The organism is Providencia sp. 2023EL-00965 (assembly GCF_033550225.1).
GTDB lineage: Bacteria > Pseudomonadota > Gammaproteobacteria > Enterobacterales > Enterobacteriaceae > Providencia > Providencia manganoxydans.
This window is the reverse complement of record NZ_JAWUEH010000008.1, coordinates 26,741-49,192: the sequence shown is the minus strand read 5'-3', so window position 1 is coordinate 49,192 and position 22,452 is coordinate 26,741. Positions and strand designations below refer to the sequence as shown.

Annotated in this window: 16 protein-coding genes; all 16 read right to left on the bottom strand. The window is 42.4% G+C overall.

The window, feature by feature from the left end; genetic code table 11:
- Window positions 1-57 precede the first annotated feature (57 nt).
- Genes SC428_RS11525 through tssB form a run of 16 tightly spaced genes read right to left on the bottom strand, consistent with a single transcriptional unit; the run spans window position 58 to window position 21,435 of the window.
- A complete protein-coding gene (locus tag SC428_RS11525; protein WP_318707841.1) occupies window positions 58-1,794 on the bottom strand; it encodes a type VI secretion system baseplate subunit TssF in 1,737 nt (578 codons plus the stop codon).
- A 39-nt stretch (window positions 1,795-1,833) separates the two neighbouring features.
- Complete coding sequence (locus SC428_RS11520; protein WP_283126494.1) at window positions 1,834-3,162, bottom strand: VasL domain-containing protein; 1,329 nt, start codon at window positions 3,160-3,162, stop codon at window positions 1,834-1,836.
- A 38-nt stretch (window positions 3,163-3,200) separates the two neighbouring features.
- Window positions 3,201-6,749, bottom strand: a complete 3,549-nt coding sequence (tssM, locus tag SC428_RS11515) for a type VI secretion system membrane subunit TssM (RefSeq protein ID WP_318707840.1) — start codon at window positions 6,747-6,749, stop codon at window positions 3,201-3,203.
- Window positions 6,746-8,203 carry a type VI secretion system protein TssA gene (gene tssA / locus SC428_RS11510; protein WP_272580542.1) on the bottom strand — a complete coding sequence of 486 codons (1,458 nt, stop codon included), beginning with the start codon at window positions 8,201-8,203 and terminating at the stop codon, window positions 6,746-6,748. Before tssA ends, tssM begins: the two co-directional genes overlap by 4 nt.
- A gap of 5 nt (window positions 8,204-8,208) precedes the next feature.
- Window positions 8,209-8,853: a type VI secretion system-associated protein VasI gene (vasI, locus tag SC428_RS11505; RefSeq protein WP_070929523.1), complete on the bottom strand. Its 645-nt coding sequence runs from the start codon at window positions 8,851-8,853 to the stop codon at window positions 8,209-8,211.
- Complete coding sequence (locus SC428_RS11500; protein ID WP_070929524.1) at window positions 8,850-9,647, bottom strand: Fis family transcriptional regulator; 798 nt, start codon at window positions 9,645-9,647, stop codon at window positions 8,850-8,852. The genes vasI and SC428_RS11500 overlap by 4 nt, the downstream gene beginning before the upstream one ends.
- Window positions 9,644-12,253 (bottom strand): type VI secretion system ATPase TssH, encoded by a 2,610-nt coding sequence (tssH, locus tag SC428_RS11495; protein ID WP_318707839.1) that lies wholly within the window; start codon window positions 12,251-12,253, stop codon window positions 9,644-9,646. The genes SC428_RS11500 and tssH overlap by 4 nt, the downstream gene beginning before the upstream one ends.
- 8 nt (window positions 12,254-12,261) lie before the next feature.
- Window positions 12,262-13,017, bottom strand: coding sequence for a type IVB secretion system protein IcmH/DotU (gene icmH / locus SC428_RS11490; protein ID WP_070929525.1), 756 nt, complete (start codon window positions 13,015-13,017; stop codon window positions 12,262-12,264).
- Window positions 13,010-14,368, bottom strand: a complete 1,359-nt coding sequence (gene tssK, locus SC428_RS11485; protein WP_070929526.1) for a type VI secretion system baseplate subunit TssK — start codon at window positions 14,366-14,368, stop codon at window positions 13,010-13,012. Before tssK ends, icmH begins: the two co-directional genes overlap by 8 nt.
- A 1-nt stretch (window position 14,369) precedes the next feature.
- Entirely contained in the window at window positions 14,370-14,924 is a 555-nt protein-coding gene (gene tssJ, locus SC428_RS11480; protein ID WP_070929527.1) for a type VI secretion system lipoprotein TssJ, read from the bottom strand.
- 1 nt (window position 14,925) lies between these two features.
- Entirely contained in the window at window positions 14,926-16,197 is a 1,272-nt protein-coding gene (tagH, locus tag SC428_RS11475) for a type VI secretion system-associated FHA domain protein TagH (RefSeq protein ID WP_283126499.1), read from the bottom strand.
- A 5-nt stretch (window positions 16,198-16,202) separates the two neighbouring features.
- Complete coding sequence (gene tssG / locus SC428_RS11470; RefSeq protein WP_318707838.1) at window positions 16,203-17,246, bottom strand: type VI secretion system baseplate subunit TssG; 1,044 nt, start codon at window positions 17,244-17,246, stop codon at window positions 16,203-16,205.
- On the bottom strand, window positions 17,210-18,991 hold the full coding sequence (tssF, locus tag SC428_RS11465; protein ID WP_070929530.1) for a type VI secretion system baseplate subunit TssF: 1,782 nt from the start codon (window positions 18,989-18,991) through the stop codon (window positions 17,210-17,212). The genes tssG and tssF overlap by 37 nt, the downstream gene beginning before the upstream one ends.
- Before the next feature lies 1 nt (window position 18,992).
- Window positions 18,993-19,430, bottom strand: coding sequence for a type VI secretion system baseplate subunit TssE (gene tssE / locus SC428_RS11460; protein WP_070929531.1), 438 nt, complete (start codon window positions 19,428-19,430; stop codon window positions 18,993-18,995).
- A 5-nt stretch (window positions 19,431-19,435) separates the two neighbouring features.
- Entirely contained in the window at window positions 19,436-20,917 is a 1,482-nt protein-coding gene (tssC, locus tag SC428_RS11455; RefSeq protein ID WP_070929532.1) for a type VI secretion system contractile sheath large subunit, read from the bottom strand.
- A gap of 20 nt (window positions 20,918-20,937) precedes the next feature.
- A complete protein-coding gene (gene tssB, locus SC428_RS11450) occupies window positions 20,938-21,435 on the bottom strand; it encodes a type VI secretion system contractile sheath small subunit (protein WP_070929533.1) in 498 nt (165 codons plus the stop codon).
- Window positions 21,436-22,452: the final 1,017 nt, after the last annotated feature.

Sequence of the window (22,452 nt, the reverse complement as noted above, 5' to 3'; positions counted from 1 at the left end):
ACTTAATTCAATGTGTCATCAGGCGCAGTCGGTCACCACGCCATCCTTTAATGATGGTTACAACAGCGATTTATAGCCTTGTAACGGTGAGGGCGATAAATACCACGTCGGTAAATCGCTATCGCCAAAGTTCACTGACATCTCTAACAACATGTTTTCAGATAAACAAAATGGGAAAAAATGGTACAAATGCGTCACAAACATAAAGGCCTCGCCTTCATTTTCAAATTGCGCTCTATCGAGGGTTAGGCTCAGCGATAAGCAGCGGTGAGTCTTACCTTTGAGAATGTAATCATAGAGATGCGTATCCAGTGCAACACAGCCCGAAAGAAGACGTTCCAATTTTCGGGTCACTTGCCGGTCGTTTTCACGGTATAAAATATAGTCTGATAACATCTGCTTGATGGTCGACAATGACATCAACATAAAGGCATTGGCGCTGTAATGGGAAAGCAGCTGCCAATAATATTTATCATTCACAATCGGCGGGTAACAATTTGATAATGCAGTGATATTTTTCGTTACCACCCCTTCAGGTACGGCTTCATCGTGCCGATTTAAGACTCCCACACGGCTGTCTTGATAATGTTCAAAACTAATGTATTGGCAGGAGAAACACAGGCTCGGCGGTAACGTCATTGGTTCACCCTGATTGGTATAGAAATTCAAGTAATACAGGGTGCGCCCGCGAATATCAGTATCGATAGTCAACGCATAAAACAGCGCTTGTTGATATTGAGGGAGTAATCGCGATGCCGCCGTGAAATCGGTCATCGGGTAAAAATCGCAATACACCCCACGCTCGGCTTCATGAGACTGCAATGCCAGCTGAACATCTGATAAACTCGCCAAATAGTGATTAGCAGGGATAGGCAATAAATAAGACGATTCACCGTACTGAAAATCCATTTTCAATTCGTTTTGTTTTTCGCGATCAATCGTCGGCACACAGTTTAAATAGAAGCTTTCTTCGCATTGGGCGGGGGTGATCGGTAGCTGCTGATTGAAGTAAATATTGATCACGACTATGGGATCAGTTTGCCAATCCAGTTCTTTCACTATTGAGGGTACATCAATATCAATAAAATGATGCACATGCGGTAGGTAGAAGCCTTCGAGCAACTGCTGAGGTGTCGATAGACCACGCTCCGATTGCTGAAAAATTTGATACTGTTTACCGATTTTCGGTTCAAAGTAAAAATCGATATTGTTACCACGATATTGCTTATTATTATGAGACAGCTCGATATAATCAAAATATTGGCTAAAACCTAGCATTAAAGCATCTGCAACAATTTTTTCTTTACTTAAAAACAGGTTCAAGGCTGCTGTTGCCTGTGAGGTCGCTTCACCACGATACTTCACACTCAGTGAAATGCAGCTGCGGTTAGGTTGATGGGTAATTTTTTTCTCAACAATTGAAAATGGTTGTAGAGTCATGCCGTAGCACAAACTAAAACTACTGCCATCAGGTCCTAAAACTGAATTACCGGCTGGAATATCATAAGGATAGCTAACCACCTCAGTTTGATCGACCTGAATAATGGTGGTCGAAGGTAACCCTTTGATAGCCTGAGAGCCTAGACGCTGTAATAGCGGTAAGGTGATCTCAGGAAAAGCATCATCGATTTTTTCTTGTAATCGCGCGGAAAGAAAAGCAAACCCTTCAAGTAGGTAGCCCGTGTGCGGATCTTGTGGATCTAAAACATGCGCAAGGTGAGGTTTCTCTTGTGCATAATTATCAGCCAATTTCTGCAAATATTGCTTTTCTTGTAGGTATTTAATTTCACTCATTATTTATCTCTTTCCGCCGTCACGCTATCGACCTATGTTTTAGTATGAGTTGGGTTTTAGTCCCTGCTTTTCCGCCTGCTTTTGCAGTTCGTAGTAACGCGCCAGTAAGCCGTTAATTTGCCCATCAATATTGCTAATCAGCGTTGGCGAAATTGGCTGGCCACTTTCGATTTGCAGTGCAAACTCACGCAGTTTTTCTTCTACTGGCGTGCTTTTGTTATGTTGTTTTTGAATGTCATAAATCGCCGTTTTTAAATAAGACAGAGTGAAACTCCCGCGATTACGCTCTTGCATAACAATCTTGTCTGACAACTGTTGTAATAACGACGATGTTTCTGACCAACTGTTATCAATAGGGGCATTCTCTAACCGAGTCGTAATGAGATTTTGCCAATTGCGGCTTGCGTAGGCTTGATCGGCATCGTTCGGCCAGAGCCTTTTTGCTGTGTCCACTAGGGCATCAGACTGTTTTAAACTAAAGACTGGGGATTGTTTTTCTAATAGATTAAGGCTGTCTGAATAGCTGGCTAGTTCAGGTTTAAATAACCAGTGCGCTGCGGCACCTTCAGGTACTGAAGTGGTCGCAACAAGCGCTTGTTTGAGTGAGTAATATAGCGGATAACCAATACTTGCAAAGACTACGGCACTCGCAATTACGCCGATAAGAAAGCCTTTTGTTGCACTCATTTTGTCATGGATAGGTAACGGAGCAGGCTCTGAAGGCGTCGGCGTTTCAATAACAATCGATTGTATTGGCGGTTCTTGCTGAGCTTTCGGTTGTTGGATATACACCAACGGTGGCAGTTTTACCGCTTGGCTTTTTATTTTACTCAGAGAGTCTTCGCGCTGTTCTAGATTTTTCGCCGAGTTTTGGAAGAACCACAGTAGATTTTCTAGCTTAGGCACCTTTGACCATGTGGTTTGCGCCAGTTTATCGATAATCAGCTGTAGAGCTCGTTCGGAACGGTAGATCAGACGTAAATCATTGGTATCAAAAGTAAGTTGGCGCAGGGTAGAGCCTGCGCGGCTGTTAAACCAATTTAGAATATCGGCACGATGGTGTGGCTGCTCTGGCCACAAGTGCTCCCACTGAGTGACAACGACACTGGCTAGCAGTTCACACCCTTCAGTAAAACCACTTAATCCATGCAGCTGTAATCGTGCCATGGTGTAATAAATACCACTTTGTAAATCAATACCGTGGTTTTTGAATAATGTTAGGCAAAGCGATTCAATTAATGTCCAACTCACTTCAGGACGAGCGGGATGGTTCAGTTTATTGAACTCGGCTTTCAAGGCGATAAATTCAGGGGTCTCCAACGGAGACCCTCCCACTTTGATCACTAAATTTTCAGATTGCGTACTCATTATTTCGCTATTCCTTTGTTGTTATACCGAAAAGCACATTAGTAAAGGGTTTCCGGTAAACGGAATCGGGTAAATAATCCCCCAAAGAATGGGTTGTTAGATTCGTCGATTTGCACACGGTAAGTCATGTCACCGCCATCGATACTGAAACGAACATCGAAGGAGTTTGGTTTTACATTCATTAACTTACCGCTGTCGATCAGACGTAACTGCGCCCATGGGCCACTAAAACTTAAGGCACGCGGCGATTTATCACCTGAAAGCGGAACTAACGTGAGCTTACTTTCAATATTTGAACGCATGGAGTTTGGCCAAACCATGTGCACGGTATTACTGCGACCATGTGAATAATCAATAATCTGTCCATCAAGGTTCAAAATACTGCGACGCTTGTTGCCTGAGAGTGACAGTGGTTCAACCGCAAACTGGGTTTCAAGGTTACCTTGAGCAGTAAAGAAGGTGTCTCGAATACGATTTGCGACTTCGATTTGTGCCAACACATCAGGGCGGATCAGCGACTGCCCATCCATGTTTTCAATCAAGTTATTTTCTACAAACAAGCGTAGATTTTGCTGATAGAAGCTATCGATAGTGCCATTTGGTTTAAAGAAACGTTCAAATTCACTCAGCGGTACGTCTTGGGTTGATTTCGGATTGAATGGATAACGCCCTGCAATATAAGCGTTATATTGTTTGACCACATTTTCATTCCATTCCACTTCCATGTAACGGATCGCTTCTTTTTGCACCACATTCCATGCTTGGTCAGCAAGATCGCCCACCCAACGGTTCAATGGCTCTGGCAATGTTTTGGCCATTTGTGATAACTCAAAAATCACATCGCGATTGTTGTCATTCAAACGCATCGATACCGCTTTTAATGCCGCTTTGCCCGGAACAGGTGAGTTTTGAATACTCAACAAGTAACGGTGTAGGTCGTTCAGTTTTTGATTGAGGTTTTGGAGGTTTTCACCGTTATTACTGACTAAAATCTCCGTTTCTGGTGAAAACTCTCTGTCTAGTCGACTTAACAGCTTGTATTTAGGCTCTTCCATCAGTTTCTTTTGTTCTGACGAAGATAATGCGCTATCAATGGCAGGCAGAGAGGTGTTGTCTCTGAGTACTTGCAGTGCGCGACGTAGTGGCTGCTCACCACTAATGATTTGTTCCAATGCGTTGATTTCGTCTTGGATTGTATCAAACTCGCGGATCTCTAAGTTGCTCATCGCGCCACGCCATTGCGCAGTGTAGTCGCTGAGATATTGCTCGCTGATCTGACGTTGGATCTCTTTACGGTCACTGTCACTGTATTGAGTATTACGTGCTAGGTTCAGCACCCAAGCATCCAATAATGTCAGATCAACCAGCTCATCATTTTGTCTGATGAAATAGTTAATGAGTCCCGAACGGGTCAGAAATTGTGGAATTTCTAGCTTATCTTCATCAATTGCCGTGAATACTGAGTTAAAACCAGGGCCAATTTGATGGCGTAGGTTAAGTGGCGATGACAATGTTTGGTTGGCTTTCAATTTGAGTGTTTGGTAAACACGTTGATACAGCGAGAGGGCACTGAGTTCTTTTTGTGCATCACTGATTGGTTTTGCAAACGGCGCAAAGGTTTTATTGGCAATAGCCGAGCCGCTATTACGTTCTGCCTGCCAGTCGGTATGCTCTAACGCGTAATGTAAGTGACCACGTAGTTGCGATTGGATGTCTCTTTGCCCTGTGAAGATTTGGCTCCAATAATTCGCCATATAGTCCTCAACTAAACCATTGTTGCGGCCACTTTTATCTTCCAACATGCGCATTACACGCAAGATTTCCAACTTCTCTTCACTGCCTTTTTCTGCGCTATTTAACTCAGTGAGCAGTCCTGCCATGATCGCAGGCAAAAAACGCTCAGTCAGCAATTGTAGATAAACGCTCTCAACCTGTGGCCCCACTTTTTGACCTTGATATAGGCCCATTTCCGATAGTAAACCACTCTTCTCGCGATGGTTTCCATAGGCCAATGTTGCTTCTCTTAATGGGTTCAATACAGGAAGCTGCTTGCTGCCATCCACATCTTTCGTGGTGCTCGATTCTATCGCACGGAAAGATTTCACTTCGTTGAGGACGTTTTCACCCGCACGGTAGTTTTTATTGTAGTAATGGCTCCAACCATTCCATACCACCAGCAAACCAACCACACTCACCGCTGAAGCAACCAGCAAGCGAGTACGGTGTTTTTTCAACCAATAATGGTTTTCTGCCGCAAGATTTGGTTCACTAAATAACACATCACTGAATAAGTTTTGGGTGAAATATGGGTGAGTATCGGCGATCGGCCAAGTGGTTAACGGTGCTGTAGGTAAATGATATTGAACAGAGGCAGTTTGGCTAAAGACATCATCGATTTGCCCAACTTGCGTTGCTGAAGTGAGATATACCCCTCTTAGACGGATATTTTTTTGCTCGTTGTTCGCTATCAATGAGGAGATCAGTTTGGTAACACTGCTTTGCAAACCTTCAATTTGGCGAACAAAGCTGAACAGGTCGCTACGTTGACTGCCTTCAGGGCGATTTAGCATCATCTCAGGCAATGCGCTGTTCATTTGGCTTACCCATTGCGTCCAAAATGCATTGAGTTGCTTTTCCCAATTTGCATTTTCTTTAGCGCTAAAAGAAATACCGAGTACTTGGCTGCGTTGCTGAGCGTCCAACGACTGGAACATCGCGTCGAATCCACGTAATAAATCGAGCTTAGTGAATACGATATACAATGGTAACTGACTATTGAATGTCATACGCACCTCTTCAATGCGCATGTGTAAATCAGCAATCAATTGGCCATTTTTTTCTTTCGAGTTCGTTAATAACGCTAAGGTATCAATGGTTAAAACAATTCCGTTCATCGGTTGTCTTGAACGATTAGTATTCAACCAATCCAGCAATTCATTCCATAAACGATGGTATAGCTGAGGCTTATCGTCTGGTCCCATCGGTTGGGTTAGTAATTTGCCATCAGGTACAAATAACACAGCGTTATCTGCCAGCAAACATTGAATATGTATAGGTAATTTATGATCACTGACAACATTTTCAGTCGGTGCAATATCCAAGGTATTGAGGCTGTTTTTCAACAGGGTTTGCTTGCCACTCTCATTATCGCCTAAGACAAAGTACCAAGGGCGTAGATAAACTGAGTTGGTATGCCCATTTAGATGGCGAGTGAATTGGGCTTTCCAGTAATCAAGGTAACGGTTCTGGAAATCAATATCATGACGAACAGGATCAACAACGGCTAGCTCAACATCTAGCTTGAGGCTTTCTAGTTTTTTCACCCGTTTCCATGTGGCGTAACCTATCCAACTGACAATAACCAGTACGATCACAATTGTTGCCAACCAACGTGCACTCAGCTCTTTCAGTGGATAGTCGTCTTGATAGCGAAATTCAGGCCCCCACCACCAAATCCAGATAATCAAAATGGCAGGGATCAGTGCTAAGCACAGCAGTAAAAATGATTTAATTTTTGATTTATCGCCAAAAAACAGTTTCTTAAGAGAACCTGTTATTTTTGGTATGGATAGAAAAGATAATTTCATTGTTGTGAATTCCTATCAAAGGTCATTTCCTGCTTTTCTTGCGCTTTGCGTGCTAAACGATTGAGCAAATCGGGCTCCCAGTCTGATAGCGAATAATGTAATGCGGCAGTATGCAGTTGCAGATAAAGGTTCTCAGCCATGTGTGTCATACCTGCTTGCTCAAATAACTGTGCAGATAACAACTGGCTATAAAAACGTGCTCTAGGCTCTTCTGTTGCAGCAATAAAGCTTTCAACGCGTTTTAGTGCTTCACTGAGCCCATGCTCTTCAAAACATTGTAAAATCTCTTGTTGCTCAGCCTGTAAACTGTGCGAACCCGTTGCTGATTGGCTATTGGCTGATTTTTGGAAGCCATTCAACCAAGATTGCACCTCTTCAGGTAAGAAAGGGCTCATATCGGAAAAACTGAGCTTAGCCAGATCAGGTAAACGATTTAAAAATAGCTGTAATTCTTGAGCGATAGCTTCTCCTACCAGCCCGTAGCCTAGTTTTTCTGCGACCTGTCCAGCCAACATATGGCCTTCAAGCCAATACGGAGACAACGTCAGGCTTTGTTCAATATTGTTCAGCAGCGTTATTGATGGCTGAGCCATTTGATTTTTATAATCAATGATGCGGTCTTGAGAAACGGGCGCTAATGGTGTTTTGCCATCATTATTCGCCATAGGTAACGCATTGATGGCATGCCAAATTGCATAACGACGTAAGCAATAACCTACCGCGTCCGAAGGGGCTTGCTCACACAACGCCTCAGAGACTTTAAGCAGTGTTTGCTTCCATTGACGTTCATCGCTTTGATTGACTTCAACCTTAGGTGTACTGATAACAGGGGCTTGCACTTGAGGAGCATTGTCAACGACGGGTTGTTCACTGGTGGCAGGCGCGGTAGCTGCGACGACTAAAGCAGGTTCACTTTGTTCGATGCGGCTATAACGACGGCTAAGTGTATCAACTTCTGCTGATAAATCAGGACATTGTGCATGCCATGATTTCGCCAAGAAAGCAAAAGAACCCAAAATATTATCACGCTGGTTTACATTTGCTTGTCGGCAAAAACTGTCTTGAACGGTATCAAAACGCTTCAGAATTTGCCCTGCCAAACGTTGTTTCAATCGCCTATTTTGTGGATAGCAGTTTTCCCAAAAATGGCGTACAAACTCGGCTAATAAGTCAGCCGCCAGTGCTAACTCATTGGGTTCCCCTGCATGTTGCAAGGTGCGCAATAGATGTACAAGCAAGCGGAAGTCTTTGGTTTCATTAGCAAACAGCTGTAGCGCTTTGCGTTGGATTTCATCTATATTTAGTTGAGTGTGGCTTAACGAGCCAAACTTAATCATTTCCCCATCAATGTATTCCCAATCGGGGTTATCATCCGCGATAGGTGCAACTTGCTTTTCCTCATCAAGAGGGGCCAGTAGCTGCTCTTTCCATTTTAGTTGTTTGTTCATCGTCATGATAATTACCAGTGGCAAGCCGCTCTGAGCGGTTTTATCTCTTCCGACATTTCAGAAATATTGAAGGTTAACCGATCATTGTTGGCGAGCTTCAAAGTCAATTTTTCGCCATTTAACAACCGCTTAATTTCATCAATACCAGGAATGCCACGGCTAGCTTCTAAAACGTAGCCGTTTTCACGCAGAAACCAGTCAGCGGTAAATTGGGTTTTATCGGTGGTGAGCATCACACTACCTGCCTCTTGCTGGCGTGGTAGCGCGACCTGTAGCCGAGTAATGTTGTCGATACAGCTGATCATCATGACCGGACGTGGCGGTGCAAAACCAATAGCAGGTATGGTCATGATCACGGGATAATCCCCTGTTTCCGGCACAGTGACTAAGAAACCTGCACTGTTGTCTTCTCGGTGCATTTCATGTTCCATAGCTTGGCGCCACGCCTTACCCATTTGGCTCGAATCAAGATGCGTTTCGACTGGCGAGTCCGATATGATCTTGTCATAACAGGCAAGCCGGATCAGTTGTGATGATTCTAAACGGCATTCTGATAGCGCTTGGGTTAACGCTTGCAGTTCCGTCGTGTCCGCTGACGCCGTTGTCGTAGCCAGTAAGGCAGCAATTAGCCCTCCTGCTAGCGGTGAAATATTCATCTCATGCTCCCGTATTTTTTCAATTTATAGATTAGGGACCGCTTTGATAAATTCAGGCTCGATGCCATCGTCTCTAAATCACCATCAAATTGTTGTTGTCGGTCTTTTAGAATTTGCTCTTCGTAGGCTTCTATCGCGACAGTTAAGTCATCTATTTGCTTAAAATCAGACAGATTGTTATTTCCTATTGGCGTCGTGGGTATCGTTAGCGCATTCACCGCAGCTTGTAACTGCCGCTCACGATCTTGCTGTAACGAATTGAGATATTGCAGATGAGCAATTTTTTGTTGCGTATGTGATAACTCAAGAATGCTCTTAAGCTGATGATGAAATAAGGCGCAATAAATAGGGAAAATGCCTTGATCACAACTTTCCATATCCAGTGCTTGACCAAACAGGGTGATCGCACCACACGTTTTATTGCGCAAATCTCGCAGTGGTAAGCTATATAACCCCGTTCTCGGAGGGAGTTCTGCAACAAACTGCCGAAAGTGGCTGTCGTTAATATATGTGCCTTGCTTTAAGTCTTCCCATAATACCACTTGCCCTTTTGATATCAGTTGGATCAATGGATGGTCAGCATCGCTAATATCGACATCCAAATACCCTTGCTCAACTTGGCTACATTGCTTAATACTCCAACTTTGTAAACGATTTTCAGGTTGGTTTATTAATGAAACAACGAGAGCACTAAATGGGCTACGCGTAAAGCTGAATGCCAAAAATTGGCTCGCCAATACGTCCAAGTGAGTGCATTCAAGCAAAGCTAGGGCATTTTTCAGTCGTGATTTCATAGTTCAGCATTCACCGTCGCAACGAACTCATCGTTCAGTGTGGATAATTGAATAAGGTTAATCGCTTCATTTCTCGCACTGTGTTGGAGCAACAGTAGTGATAACGGGGGTAATAATGCTCCGTCGATAATTGACTCTAAAATTCGAGCGCCATTTTCTGCTCGGGAAGCACGACGCAGAATTTCATGAGCGACACTGTCATCAAGTTCAACTTGTGCGCCAAAACGTTGCTCAAGCAACGAGGTCAAACGAGCGAGTTTGCCACTGACTATTTGTTGTAAAACTTCTGGTGGCAGCGGTAAGTAAGGAATAACTTCCATACGTGCCAAAAGTGCAGGTTTGAAAAAGGCCGTTAATTCAGGGTACAGTGCATCTTGCAACTCATCCGGTCTATCTGCATAAGCCGCGATAACCTGATCGCCAAGGTTAGACGTTAGGAAGAACGCGACGTTTTTGCAGTCAATCACTCGACCTTCACCATCCGCTAACTCACCTTTATCAAAGGCCTGATAGAATAAATTCAGGACATCTGGGTGTGCTTTTTCAACTTCATCCAATAGCACGACAGAGTACGGTTTCTGACGAATAGCTTCCGTTAACACCCCCCCTTCACCGTAACCCACATAACCCGGAGGTGAGCCAATTAAGCGTGAAACGGTATGTTTTTCTTGGAATTCTGACATATTGATCGTAGTCAGATACTGGGTGCCGCCAAACATCAACTGAGCGATTTGGATCACTGTTTCGGTTTTACCTACCCCACTTGGGCCTGCCAACAAAAATGCCCCAAGAGGACGCCCAGGGCGACGTAAATCAGCACGTGCAGTCAATAAATGCTTATGTAAACATTCAATCGCCAACGATTGGCCTTTGATGGTCTGTTCTAAGTAGGTAGGTAGCTCGGTCACAACGGATAACGCATCTTGTGATAAGCGATTTAATGGCACCCCTGTCCATTCCGCGATCACCGCTGCAATCTGTTTTTTATCCACATGAGGTGATACCAGTAAATGCTGCTCATGCAGTTCATTAAGCTGCTCATTTAACTGTTTGAGTTGCTCTTTAAGTACCAAACTGTCGTTGATTGCGAGCTGTTCATCGCTTTCCAGAAGTTGTGCCCTTAACGCAACAATTTGCGAAACAATGGCTTGCTGGGTTTCCCATGCCATTTGCAGCTCTTCAACTTGTTGCTCGATGGCCTCAGATTGTTCAGCGAGCAGCTCAAGGCGAATGCTGTGGTCATTCAATCCAAGCTGCTGCTCACGCTGTAACACATCGGTTTCCATACCAATTTGGTGCAGTTCAGTTTTCAGCAACGAGAGCTTTTTCGGTGGAGAAGAAAGATTAATAGCTGCGCGTGCACCTGCTGTATCAAGAACATCAATCGCTTTATCAGGAAGTTGACGCCCAGAAAGGTAGCGCTCACTCAGCTCAGCACTAGCACGCAACGCTTCATCATCAATAAATACTTGATGCGCCTTTTCATAAATAGAACGTAGCCCACGCATGATAATCACAGCTTCTGCTGCGGTTGGCTCTTTAACTTGAACTAATTGGAAACGACGCGCTAAAGCGGCATCTTTTTCAAAATACTTTTTGTATTCACTCCATGTTGTCGCCGCAATAGTACGCAATTCACCACGCGCTAACGCAGGTTTCAGTAAGTTAGAAACATCTAACCCCCCCTGCTGGTTACCTGCACCAATCAGAGTATGGGCTTCATCAATAAATAGAATGATCGGATGTGGCGACTGGCTCACTTCCTGCATGATGCCTTTGAAACGTTTTTCAAACTCACCTTTAACCGCAGCGCCAGCCTGTAATGCGCCGAGATCCAATGTCATTAACTCACAGCCACGTAGCTTTTCAGGAATTTCACCCGCAATAATGCGTAGTGCTAACCCTTCAATCAACGCGCTCTTACCCACCCCGGGCTCACCCACAACCACTGGGTTGTTTTTACGGCGACGGCAAAGGATATCGATCATCAAATCAATTTCATGGTCACGACACAACACGGGATCTAGCTGCCCATCACGTGCTTGTTGCGTCATGTTTTGGGTGAATTTAGCCAGTAATGAATCCGTAGGACGAGTCTCTCCTGCTTGCTGCTGCGCTTCTGTCAAAGGTGCTTCCGCCGAGCCTGCCGTCCAACTGTCAAAATTCAACCTTAGTTGCTCTCGATTGACCTGAGAGAGTAAATCAGCAACGGGTTTCGATAAATAACGCAGGGGCATTTGCAGTAAGGTCAAAAATAGAGTCCCTGAACGCAGCTCACTGTGGTTATATTCAGTTGAAGCTAATAACCAACTGTCTTTCATCCATTCAATCAATAATGGAGAGAAACTTGGGTAGCTTTGGGTAATTGCATGGTGTGGTGGAATTTGCACTTCAAGCAACTCAACCAGCTCGATGACATCTAAATCCGCTTTATGGCTGATCAGGCGAATGTCAGTTAATGGTGTTTCGACCAACTGCTGAAAAAACTGTGAAACGGTAATTTCAGGTTGTTGGTGGCTAACACAATAAGCTGCCGCACTTTCTAACGCATGCTTCGCTATAGGATGTAAGCGGTTAACCAATGTCGAAAGATCAATCTGAATCATAATGCGTCCTAACCGAGTAATGTATTAAGTTGTTCCACGATACTGAGTGTCTGATGATTCAGTCGCGATGAATAAATGGTGTAAATGACAGCGGCCAAAATCACGACAGCAATCACGATATAACGGACACCGAAGCGCTTACCTAGGCGATAGCGATGATGTTTATTACCGCCTTCATCAAATAAAACGATAGGTTTCGCATCCCCTCTCAGCTGTTGGATTTGTTTCTGCAAGCGTCTTAGTAAGTGATTAAATTCATCATTTTGCCCAGTCGTCACTTTGTAACGACCCCGATAGCCGAGACACAAACACAGATAAATAAACTCCAACAAATCAAGGTAACGTTTCGGCTCACCGAGTAACCGTTCAATTAATACGAATACTTTTTCACCACCCCAAGACTCATTATGAAAATGTACCAATAGTGACTGTTTGACCCAGTCATTTTGCTGATCCCAACCTAAGCCCAATGCGGTTTCATCAATAAAGGTGCACAGTACATAACGAAATGAAACAATGGCTCCCGGTTCATAACCTTGAGTTTGTAATTGCTGTTCTATCGAGGTGATATCGGTAACGACCTGCTGATAAAGCTTCTCAGACAGCGGTGTTTCTGACATGGCTTTCATTCTCAACACCATGCCTAGCAGTGGTGTTGCAGCATCAATCATTGGGTTGATGCTGTTGCCTCTCAGTGGTAGCTGATAATTTTTTTGTAAATGGTTCTGTTTGATATAGTCATCAAAGAAAGCGGCATTAGTCATTATCTATCCCACCTCTTACCGCCCACAACTGGATGTCCAATTCAGGGAAGTTGCCAGAAACATGGAATGCGATGTTGGAATGCTGCCTAATCTCTTTCCATACCTCACAGTTTTTATCGAGCTCAAAATAGTTATAACCCGAATGATATGGGAGCTCGCGCGGTGCGGTTGAAAGCGGAATCAACTTGACCCCAGGGATCTGTACACTCACCACTTTACGAATATTACTTACTGACGTGATCTTCGATTGTTGTGGGAACTGTAAACGTAGCTGCTCTTGCGGCATGTTCGCTTTAACCGCAATGATAAAGTTGGCTTTTCGTAGTAACAGTTTGTCGTGGATCGTCGCAACACGAATACCGTGATCTTGGATTTCCATTGGAATAGAAACAGCACGAGGCGTTAACACCACACTCAACGCTTCCCTGATATCTTTAATCAGGGGGAAGTAGCTTTCAGCCAAATTAAAATGTTGATATTTAGCAACACTTTCTGACAATCGAGTGTTTTTAGTGAAGGTTTGTAATTCCCCACACAACTCCAGTAAATCGCGGAACAACTTTTCAGGGTGAATAACTGGCTCTTGAATATAGTGGGTATATAACGGGTAAGTACGGTTAACTACCTGTAGCATGAGAAACTCAGCGACATCCGCAACACCTTGTTGCCCCGGAGAACCGATACGTGATGCAATCTGTTTGGCGCGTTCAAACAGGGCTCCTTGTAGTTCAACTAAAAATTCGCTTAGCCTCGGGAAGATGCGTATATTTAAACAGGCAGGGATAAAATCCGTTTCTAGTGTTAAGCCACCATCAGCACCACGTTCTCTTATTTTACAAATAGGTAGCGTGACATAAGCATCCATTTCCTTGGAGCCTTGTTTTAGGATCGGTCTCAATTTAGCCACATGAATTGGACTAACATCGCCCCCTTCCGTGTGTAAATCACGCACATCTTCCATACTATCGCTATAGCGTGATAATAAACGGTTACCACTGTGCTCAGTCGACACTTCATTAACCGTGCTATTCACTAAAGGAAATGCGAGGTAAATAACGTTGTTATCACCTTCGTTAATATTTTTAATATCAATAGGCTGAGGAAGAATATCTTGATCTGGGAGTGAAAAAACGGTGCCATCAGGCATCACACCGGAAGCCTCTTTGATACCAATGCGCCCCATGCTGTACAACTCTTCACTCATGGTTAATGAGGTTAATCCCCAATAATGTGAGATATAACTCTTCAGTATGCTTTCCGTGACATAATCTTGATGGCGTTGCTGTTGCTGAAAATGTTGTGGCTTAATGAATAAGCCCTCACGCCAAACCACTCTGTTTTTTGTCGACATACTAGTCATCTTCCTCTTGTCTAAATTCGATTTCATTTCCTCTAATATGCGCTAGAAGGAAGTAATGGCGCCCCTTACCACGAGCTTTGACGATTTTTTTCCATTCAGCATTGTCGGGATCGGAGTAATAACCGATCACACCGATATAGCGGTTATCAGGGTAAAGTTCGATGTTGGGTAATGGCTTATATTGCCCCGGTAAAATGGTGTAGTCCTGATGGTCGATATAGTTCTTTTTCAGTACCTTTTCGAGATTTCCGTCTTGCTCCTCAATTTGATCAAAATCGAGCGCCGCAAACAGAGAATCTTCATTCATATAAACGATTTGTAAGTTGATCGGTGTAGCCTCACCATCCTGATTAGGATTGATATTTGGCTCCGCTAAAATCGTTAACGAGATGGTCGATGGTCTATCTTCCGGTGGACCGATTGGAATCGACGGATCTAAGATGACTTGACCTATTTTCGATACTGCTTCCAATGGCCTAGTACACCCACTAAGTACGACCATAGAAAACAGTAAAAATAGGTAACCAAATAAGGTTTGCACTCGCATATTACGCTTCCTCAAGCCCTTTTCTTAAGGCTCTGTCATAGGCATGGGTGTAAACTTCATAAAACAACTTTTCAAAGCCTTGCTGACGTGAAGAAGACAGTTCTTTGTAATAGTTGTTATACATTTCCCATGCCCAAGCATCGTCGGTTGATGTGTTATCAGATGCGCGGCGGTAGTGCGCAAAACGGTTTAACAAGTGCTCAGGTGAAAACGCAGCAAGCATGGTAGACAACGCTGTAGAGATTGCCGCTTGGTTTGCTTGATAATGCAGTTGCATATTATGTAAGCTCTCAGCAACCGCTGAAGGCGCAGAAAGGTGTACAGGGCTACGTGCATCAGTAAACATCAGTGCCATTGTTTCCTGATAACTGCTATTAAGCCGCAATGGGTTGTCCTCAATCGGACGTAATTGTTTATCTTGTAAGCTTTCTTGCTGTTGTTGTAATGCAAGTAAGCCTTCTATCGCAGAGCGAACCGTTTTTCCCAATTCCACTAAAAAATCATTCGCTTGCTGCGAAGTTTGGAGATTTAAGTGAATACCAAGCCCTTGCATTAATGGGTTTACAGCGACGTGCTCAATATCGGTAATCGAGTCATCGAGTGTTGGAGTGATTTTTGGTAAATCCATAAATTCCTGAACCATGGTGTTCCCTTGATTATCTGAAGATGGGTTAGCAGAAAATTGAGCGAAGTGAGTGCCATTCATCAATAATGGATCGGCAGATTGCTGTTTTGTCTGTGAAATCAGACTTAAACTCTCATTTTCTAATGCTTGAAGTGGATCATAAGTTAGCGAACCCTGCACTGTCGGTGCGAGTTCATAATGAATCGGCTCATGGGACTGCGTTGGCGTAGTATCAAACAAAGAATCAAGAGGATTACTGTTGCTGGAAACCAACGACTGCGGTGTTACAGCCATTAAGTCTTCTTTAGGCTGCCCTGTTAAACTGATATTCACAGAAAGCTTAAGTTGACCAAGTTTAATTTGATCACCATGAGCAAGCCTGACCGCATCAAGGTAACTTGGTACAACTGCATTGTTGACATACACCGACTCGGTGCTGGCCTTAAGACAAAAGTGTTTATCCTTCCATAGGATAGAGCACTGTACTGGCGCAACGGAGTTATGACTGTCTTGTATCTGCCATTCACATTGTGGGCTACTGCCTATTTGGCCGCCGTCTTGCGAAAATGTCATACTCGAAACATAACCGCTTTCGAGTAGTTCACTATTTATCAAACGAAATGAAATTGTCGGTAAATACTTATCCATGCGATTTATTCCAGTACAGTAATGGTGACGTTAGGCCGCTGTTCAGGCTTACCTAAGAAACTTTGCCACCCTAATTGGTTGTGTTGCTGGCGGCCCAAACACAGCCCTTCAGCTTGCTCTTCTGCGATTTTCAATCGCAAATCCCACGCTAATTGTTCGTGAAAGATGTAAGACACAAAAGCAACAAGAGGAAGGAAATCAGCGCCATTTGGTAAAAACGCCATATAACGCTCAAGTGATAGCTCACTAAGCTCAATAGTGCATTTGCCATTACAATCATAAATGTGCGCACCCAAGCTGAAATTCTCACCGAGTAGCATACGAGGTTGTGACTTTTTCCCTGCCTGATGTGAAATCACACCTAACCGGTTTTGCTGGTTTTCAGGGATCGGCACTTTGCGAGTTTCCCATCCGATCACATTGACATGCTCGAGGTCGAAACAATGTGCAACTAAACTACTAATCACATCGGGGGAACGACTTGGACTAGCTAATAACCCTGCATAAGCCAACATCTTGCTATGATTGATATGTACGCGTTTGCGGTTGACTTCATTGCCTAATCCCACCAGTGAAAACATATAGCGGGAGAATGAATCAACGCCTTCATTTTCAAAGCAAATGTAATAACGATACTTACGCCAAATGCGATGTAACAAAGAAACTAGACGGTGATTGAATAGGTTCAAATAATCAGTCACACCGGGTAGCTGTTGGGCATCTTCCCAAGCAAAATCATCAAGGTAATAGCTAGGTAATGGTGACTGACTTCCATGTAAACCTAAAAATGAAACTTCAAGTTCAAGCCGCCCTTGTTGATCTTTATTAACTGAAATCACATCCCTAGTTGGGAAGGCAATGTTGGCACACGATGTAAAGCGGATAAGTTCATCCGCTTTCTCTTTTTCTTGTGTTGATGTAGATTCAGTTATCAACTTATTGAGCAGTTCAACAAGTTGATAAAAGTTGTAATCGGTAACAGCAGTGCCAGCCTCATCTAGCCAGCGCTCGATTACCTCAGTGTTTGCTGATTGATTTGAGCCGGCCACCGATAGGTTTCCTTGTTGTCGATATTGAAGACTTCCAGTTCATGAAACATGTTCACACTGGTGTATAACGCAAAAAACTGAGCGATCACGGTACAAAATAAGTACAAACTTCCCTCGCTCAAAAAAGCACTTTGACGTACAGTTAGCGTTGTTTTCAGACCTCTCACAGGTAAACCACGGTAAGAATGCTCAATTGGCGTGGTTTGTAAGCCAATTAATGCATCTAAACATTGCTGAGACTGCCTTGCGGTCTGACGATGAAATACTGCGGGTAAATCGTATAGTTGAAGAATTTGCTTTAATGACGTTAAATTCAGTAGTGATTGATAATTCAACGAAAGATTAGTGAGCTCAGACCAATACAGTGTTTGCCCTAGTAATGGGTATAACGGCATGCTTGGTTTGAATAAATTACTCGCGGATACCACACCATCAGGAACGCAGGCCTTATCAAGAGAAATCGCATGTGTTGAAAGCCGTGAAGCGACATTTCGATTAGTGCAATTTAGAGAAACAGAAACTGTTTCTTCACAATTTTGCAGTTTCGTTTCACTATCACGGACAAAAGACATCGTGTGAGAATAGCCAATATCTTCTTTTGCGTGATTAATCTTTAGTCGATAGTAGCCATGGTTTTTGTTTTTGAGGTTGTGGCTTTGATGATGAAAACTTTCGAATGCTGTGTAATTGACGGCATACGGTGTGCCATTTTGTGGGTACCTTAACCCCTGCACTTGGTTAACTGAAAAAATGTCATAACATAGTGGGGTGCGATAACTAGCACTCAATACGTAATCATCATTTTTACCTGTTAAATCAATTGCTTCACTATCTATAGTAAAAAGATTCGCAATAGGTACACAGTTAAGTTTGATACTATCATCGCGGATCATCACTGCATCAGGGATTTCGCAATCAAAATTGATAACAAGCTTAAATGAATCCGTATTCAATGCTAAAGGAAGATCATCAAGTCCCTTAAAATCCATAAACATAAATGCTTCAGGGAAACAAAAGTACTCCTGAAGGATACGATAGCCATCGTAGCTATTTTTAGGGTAAGGCAGTAAAGCATCTTCTTTTTTAAAGCCAACAGGGATAGCCGCAAAATTATCTAAAGGAAGACGATGATGTTCAGCCAACAGTGTGACATTCTTAATTTTATGGCTTAACAGATAGAATAGCTGGTTAGTGGTGTATGTTGCGCCATTTAAATGAATACGTAATTTATCTAGCCCTATTTCAGCAAGCACGCGGGGCTTATCTAATTGAAAAGTAATTTCAATACTTGCAGCCTCCTGCTGAACCTGTGAAATTTTTGCAGGCAGCAACCAGAGATCGCGACACTGGCTAAAACGGCATTGGTGCAAGCTATCCGAATTAGGGTTATCACCTTGCACATACAATGGCCTCGCCACGAAAGGATGGCCCGCCGAAACTTTGCTTGCCTGATCCAGTACGTGAGTATCGACTTGATATTCCACAATTGTCATACTTGGAAAAGGACGTGCGTACGCAGGCCACAGCATATTGACTAAGCTGCTAGTTAGCTCAGAGAACTGCCTGTCGAGCTGTTCACGCAGGTTTCCAGATAGGTAGGCGACGCCTTCCATTAGGCGAGCACCATCAGGATCCTGTAACGGGCTAGACAGTAAGTCAACGAGGTGAGGCTTTTCTATTGCTACCTCACGAGCGAGTTCTCTCAGGTACTTTTGTTCATTTTCAAAATATGGGTTTGAGGACATATTAGAATTGTTTCAATTGATATCGTCGGTTATTGTCGAGCTGCATGTTGAACTCGATGAGTTGGCGCTGGCTGTCTAAATCAATAAAAGCGGTGATGCTGAATTGAAGCAACAATGCATCTGCATCGCTTTCAATAAATGAGACCTGTACATTACGGATACGAGGTTCATAGACTCTGATGCAATCTGAGATGGAAACTTCAAGGCTCTTGCGAAAATCCATAGCCGCTTGCGTTGCGTCATTTAAATCAGGCACACCTAAAGCAGCTGAGCTTTGGCAAGCATCAGGGCGACTATTCAAAATTTGATTTAAATTTTGTTTGATTGATTTAACCAATGCGTTCATACGAGCATGATGGGAAGAGCCTGAGCTCTTCCCTTGGATGCGCTCAAATAAACTGGCAGTCTCTGAAGACTCCCAGTTATAGTTAGCGGCCATGACGCTTACTCTTTGTCTAAGCGGCCAACAAGCGACAATTCAAAGTTTGCACCCATATATTTAAAATGAGGGCGAACTTGGATTGCCACTTGATACCAACCTGGATCCCCTTCGACATCGAGAACTTGGATCTGTGCTGAACGCAATGGGCGCTTGCTACGCACATCTGCTGGTGGGTTTTCTTGGTCAGCAATGTATTGCTTCAGCCAGATGTTCAGTTCACGTTCCAAATCTTGACGCTCTTTCCATGAGCCGATTTGTTCACGCTGAAGCACTTTAATATAATGTGCTAAGCGGTTGATAATGAACATGTAAGGTAATTGAGTTCCCAATTTATAATTGGTTTCAGCAATTTTACCTTCATGGGTATTTGGATAGGATTTTGGTTTTTGCACTGAGTTTGCAGAGAAAAATGCCGCATTGTCGCTGCCTTTACGCATCGTCAAGGTGATAAAACCTTCTTCCGCTAATTCAAATTCGCGACGATCAGTGACTAAAACCTCAGTTGGAATTTTAGCCTGTAATTCACCCATCGCTTCAAATACATGCACAGGTAAATCATTCACTGTTCCACCACTTTGTGGACCAATAATATTTGGACACCAACGGTATTTGGCAAAGCTATCGTTAATACAGCTTGCTAGCAAGAACGCCGTATTACCCCATAGGTAATGGTCATGGTCTTGTTTCACATTTTCGTTGTAATTGAAAAGCTTAACTGGGTTTTCTGTTGGCGAATATGGCAGACGTAGCAAGAAACGTGGAGCAGTTAGACCCAAGTAACGTGAGTCTTCAGCTTCACGCAATGCACGCCATTTGGTGTGCGCAGGACCTTCAAAAACAGATTTGATGTCTTTGATTGCAGGTAACTCAGCGTAACTGTTAATACCGAAGAAGTTAGGTGATACCGATGATAAGAATGGGGCATGTGCCATTGCGCCAACCGCGCTGACATATTGCATCAATTTCAGATCAGGTGTGGTGTTGTTGAAGGCATAGTTACCAACAACAGTTGCCACTGGCTCACCACCAAACTGTCCATAGCCTGATGAGTAAACATGTTGATAGAACCCTGATTGAACAATTTCAGGAGAAAATTCAAAGTCTTCTAACAACTCTTCTTTCGTTGCGTGAAGAATATTAATTTTGATATTTTCTCTAAAATCAGTACGGTCAACCAACAATTTCAATGAACGCCATGAAGATTCCAGCTCTTGAAATTTAGGCGCATGCAGAATTTGGTCAACTTGCGCACTTAACTTGTTATCCAATTCAACCAGCATCTTATCAATCAATAGCTTATTGATTTGCTCATCTTCATTTTGGCTAGCAAAGATATTGCTGATAAATGCAGCAACACCCTGTTTTGCAATACCATAAGCTTCTGACTCAGGCGACATACGTGATTGAGCCATAATTTCATCTAGTAGCGAACCACTGGATGATGAGGAAACTTGTTGTTCCTGAGTTTCACTATTTAACGACATGAAATAATCCTCTATAAACATTATTTTTGGCTAGCGATATCAAGCTCTTTCAACAGCTGCTCACGAGTATCTTCATTTTCCAGAAGCTCTTGCAGACGTTTTCTAAAAGCTGGGATATTACCAAGAGGACCTTTTAAGGCGACTAATGCCTCTCTCAGTTCCAATAGTTTTTTCAATTCAGGAACTTGACGCGCAACATTATCAGGAGAGAAATCTTGTAAGGATTTAATATCTAAATTGACATTAAGCTCAGAATCACTTTTCTCATCAAGTGTATTTTCAACATTGATGTTTAAACTAATTCCAGCGCTTTCCATCACTGAATTAAAGTTATTTTGATTTACCGAAACAGCTTTACGCTCTTCAATAGGAGTTTCCTCCGTTCGACCAATCATATCACCTACGATCAGCATATTAAGCGGTAACTCTATTTCAGATTTAGCTCCACCATCATTAGGAGTATATTTGATATTAATTCGTTCTTTTGGTGCGACACTACCGAGATCTTTTTTACTCATTATAAGTTAAGCTCCTTATTAGCTTAAAATCTTATTGCATGATTAAAAAATGCTCAAAATTATAATGAATAATAAATTCAGAGCATAGGACTTCTAATGAGCAATCGCTCACCCATTAAAAGAGTTAAATTGTCCCGGTGATAAAAAAAGAATAATTATTGATATTTTACTTTGTTTCCACACATCCTATATAAATTCGGCTTATGGTCAATAGTAAATTGCTACTTAATGCAAATGTTTTTTGCAACCATATGTTGCAGAAAGGCTAAAATCATTGAAGAGTCAAACAATTAGAACAATTATGGAGGAGTTAGAAAATACGAGAATACACTTAACATGATTAGATAGTTAATTAAATGACACATTTAACTGTGGCATTGGTAATGATAAAAATTCTAACGTATATAATGAGTATTTAATTTATCCTTTATCCTGTAGCAACCCTTTAAAATATAGTTAATTATCCGTATAACTCATCGCTAAATTCCATACGTTAATTAATGATTATATAACGCTGTTTATACATAAAATACAAAAAAAGACTAATTAAATATGAATAGATGAGTGTTCAATGAAAAATAATTAGGCTACAATTCATAATTATCTAATTAACACAAGCATAAACAAAAAAATCAAAATTAGACTATATTAATTATATTTAAATGAGTAATAAGTTTAGGAATAAGATTAGTAATAATCAATATTGATTATAGTTTAGTTTGTTTATTATGTGTAATATTTTAATGCTAATTGATTCATTTTTAGGATTACCCTATAGTTTATACCATTAATCAGTGTATAATCATTACCTCCTACCTACTATGTATATAAATATCCCCCAACTATTTGTGAATTCATTAAAGTAATTCGCGAGAAAATTAAAATCGCACACTACAGGTACTCTTATTTAACTTTTCTATCTGAATCACGAGCTCCTCAACAACTCAAAAGAAGTTATTTTAGTTTTCACACATTAATATTTATTAAAGTGATTAAATCATATGAGATAATAATTTA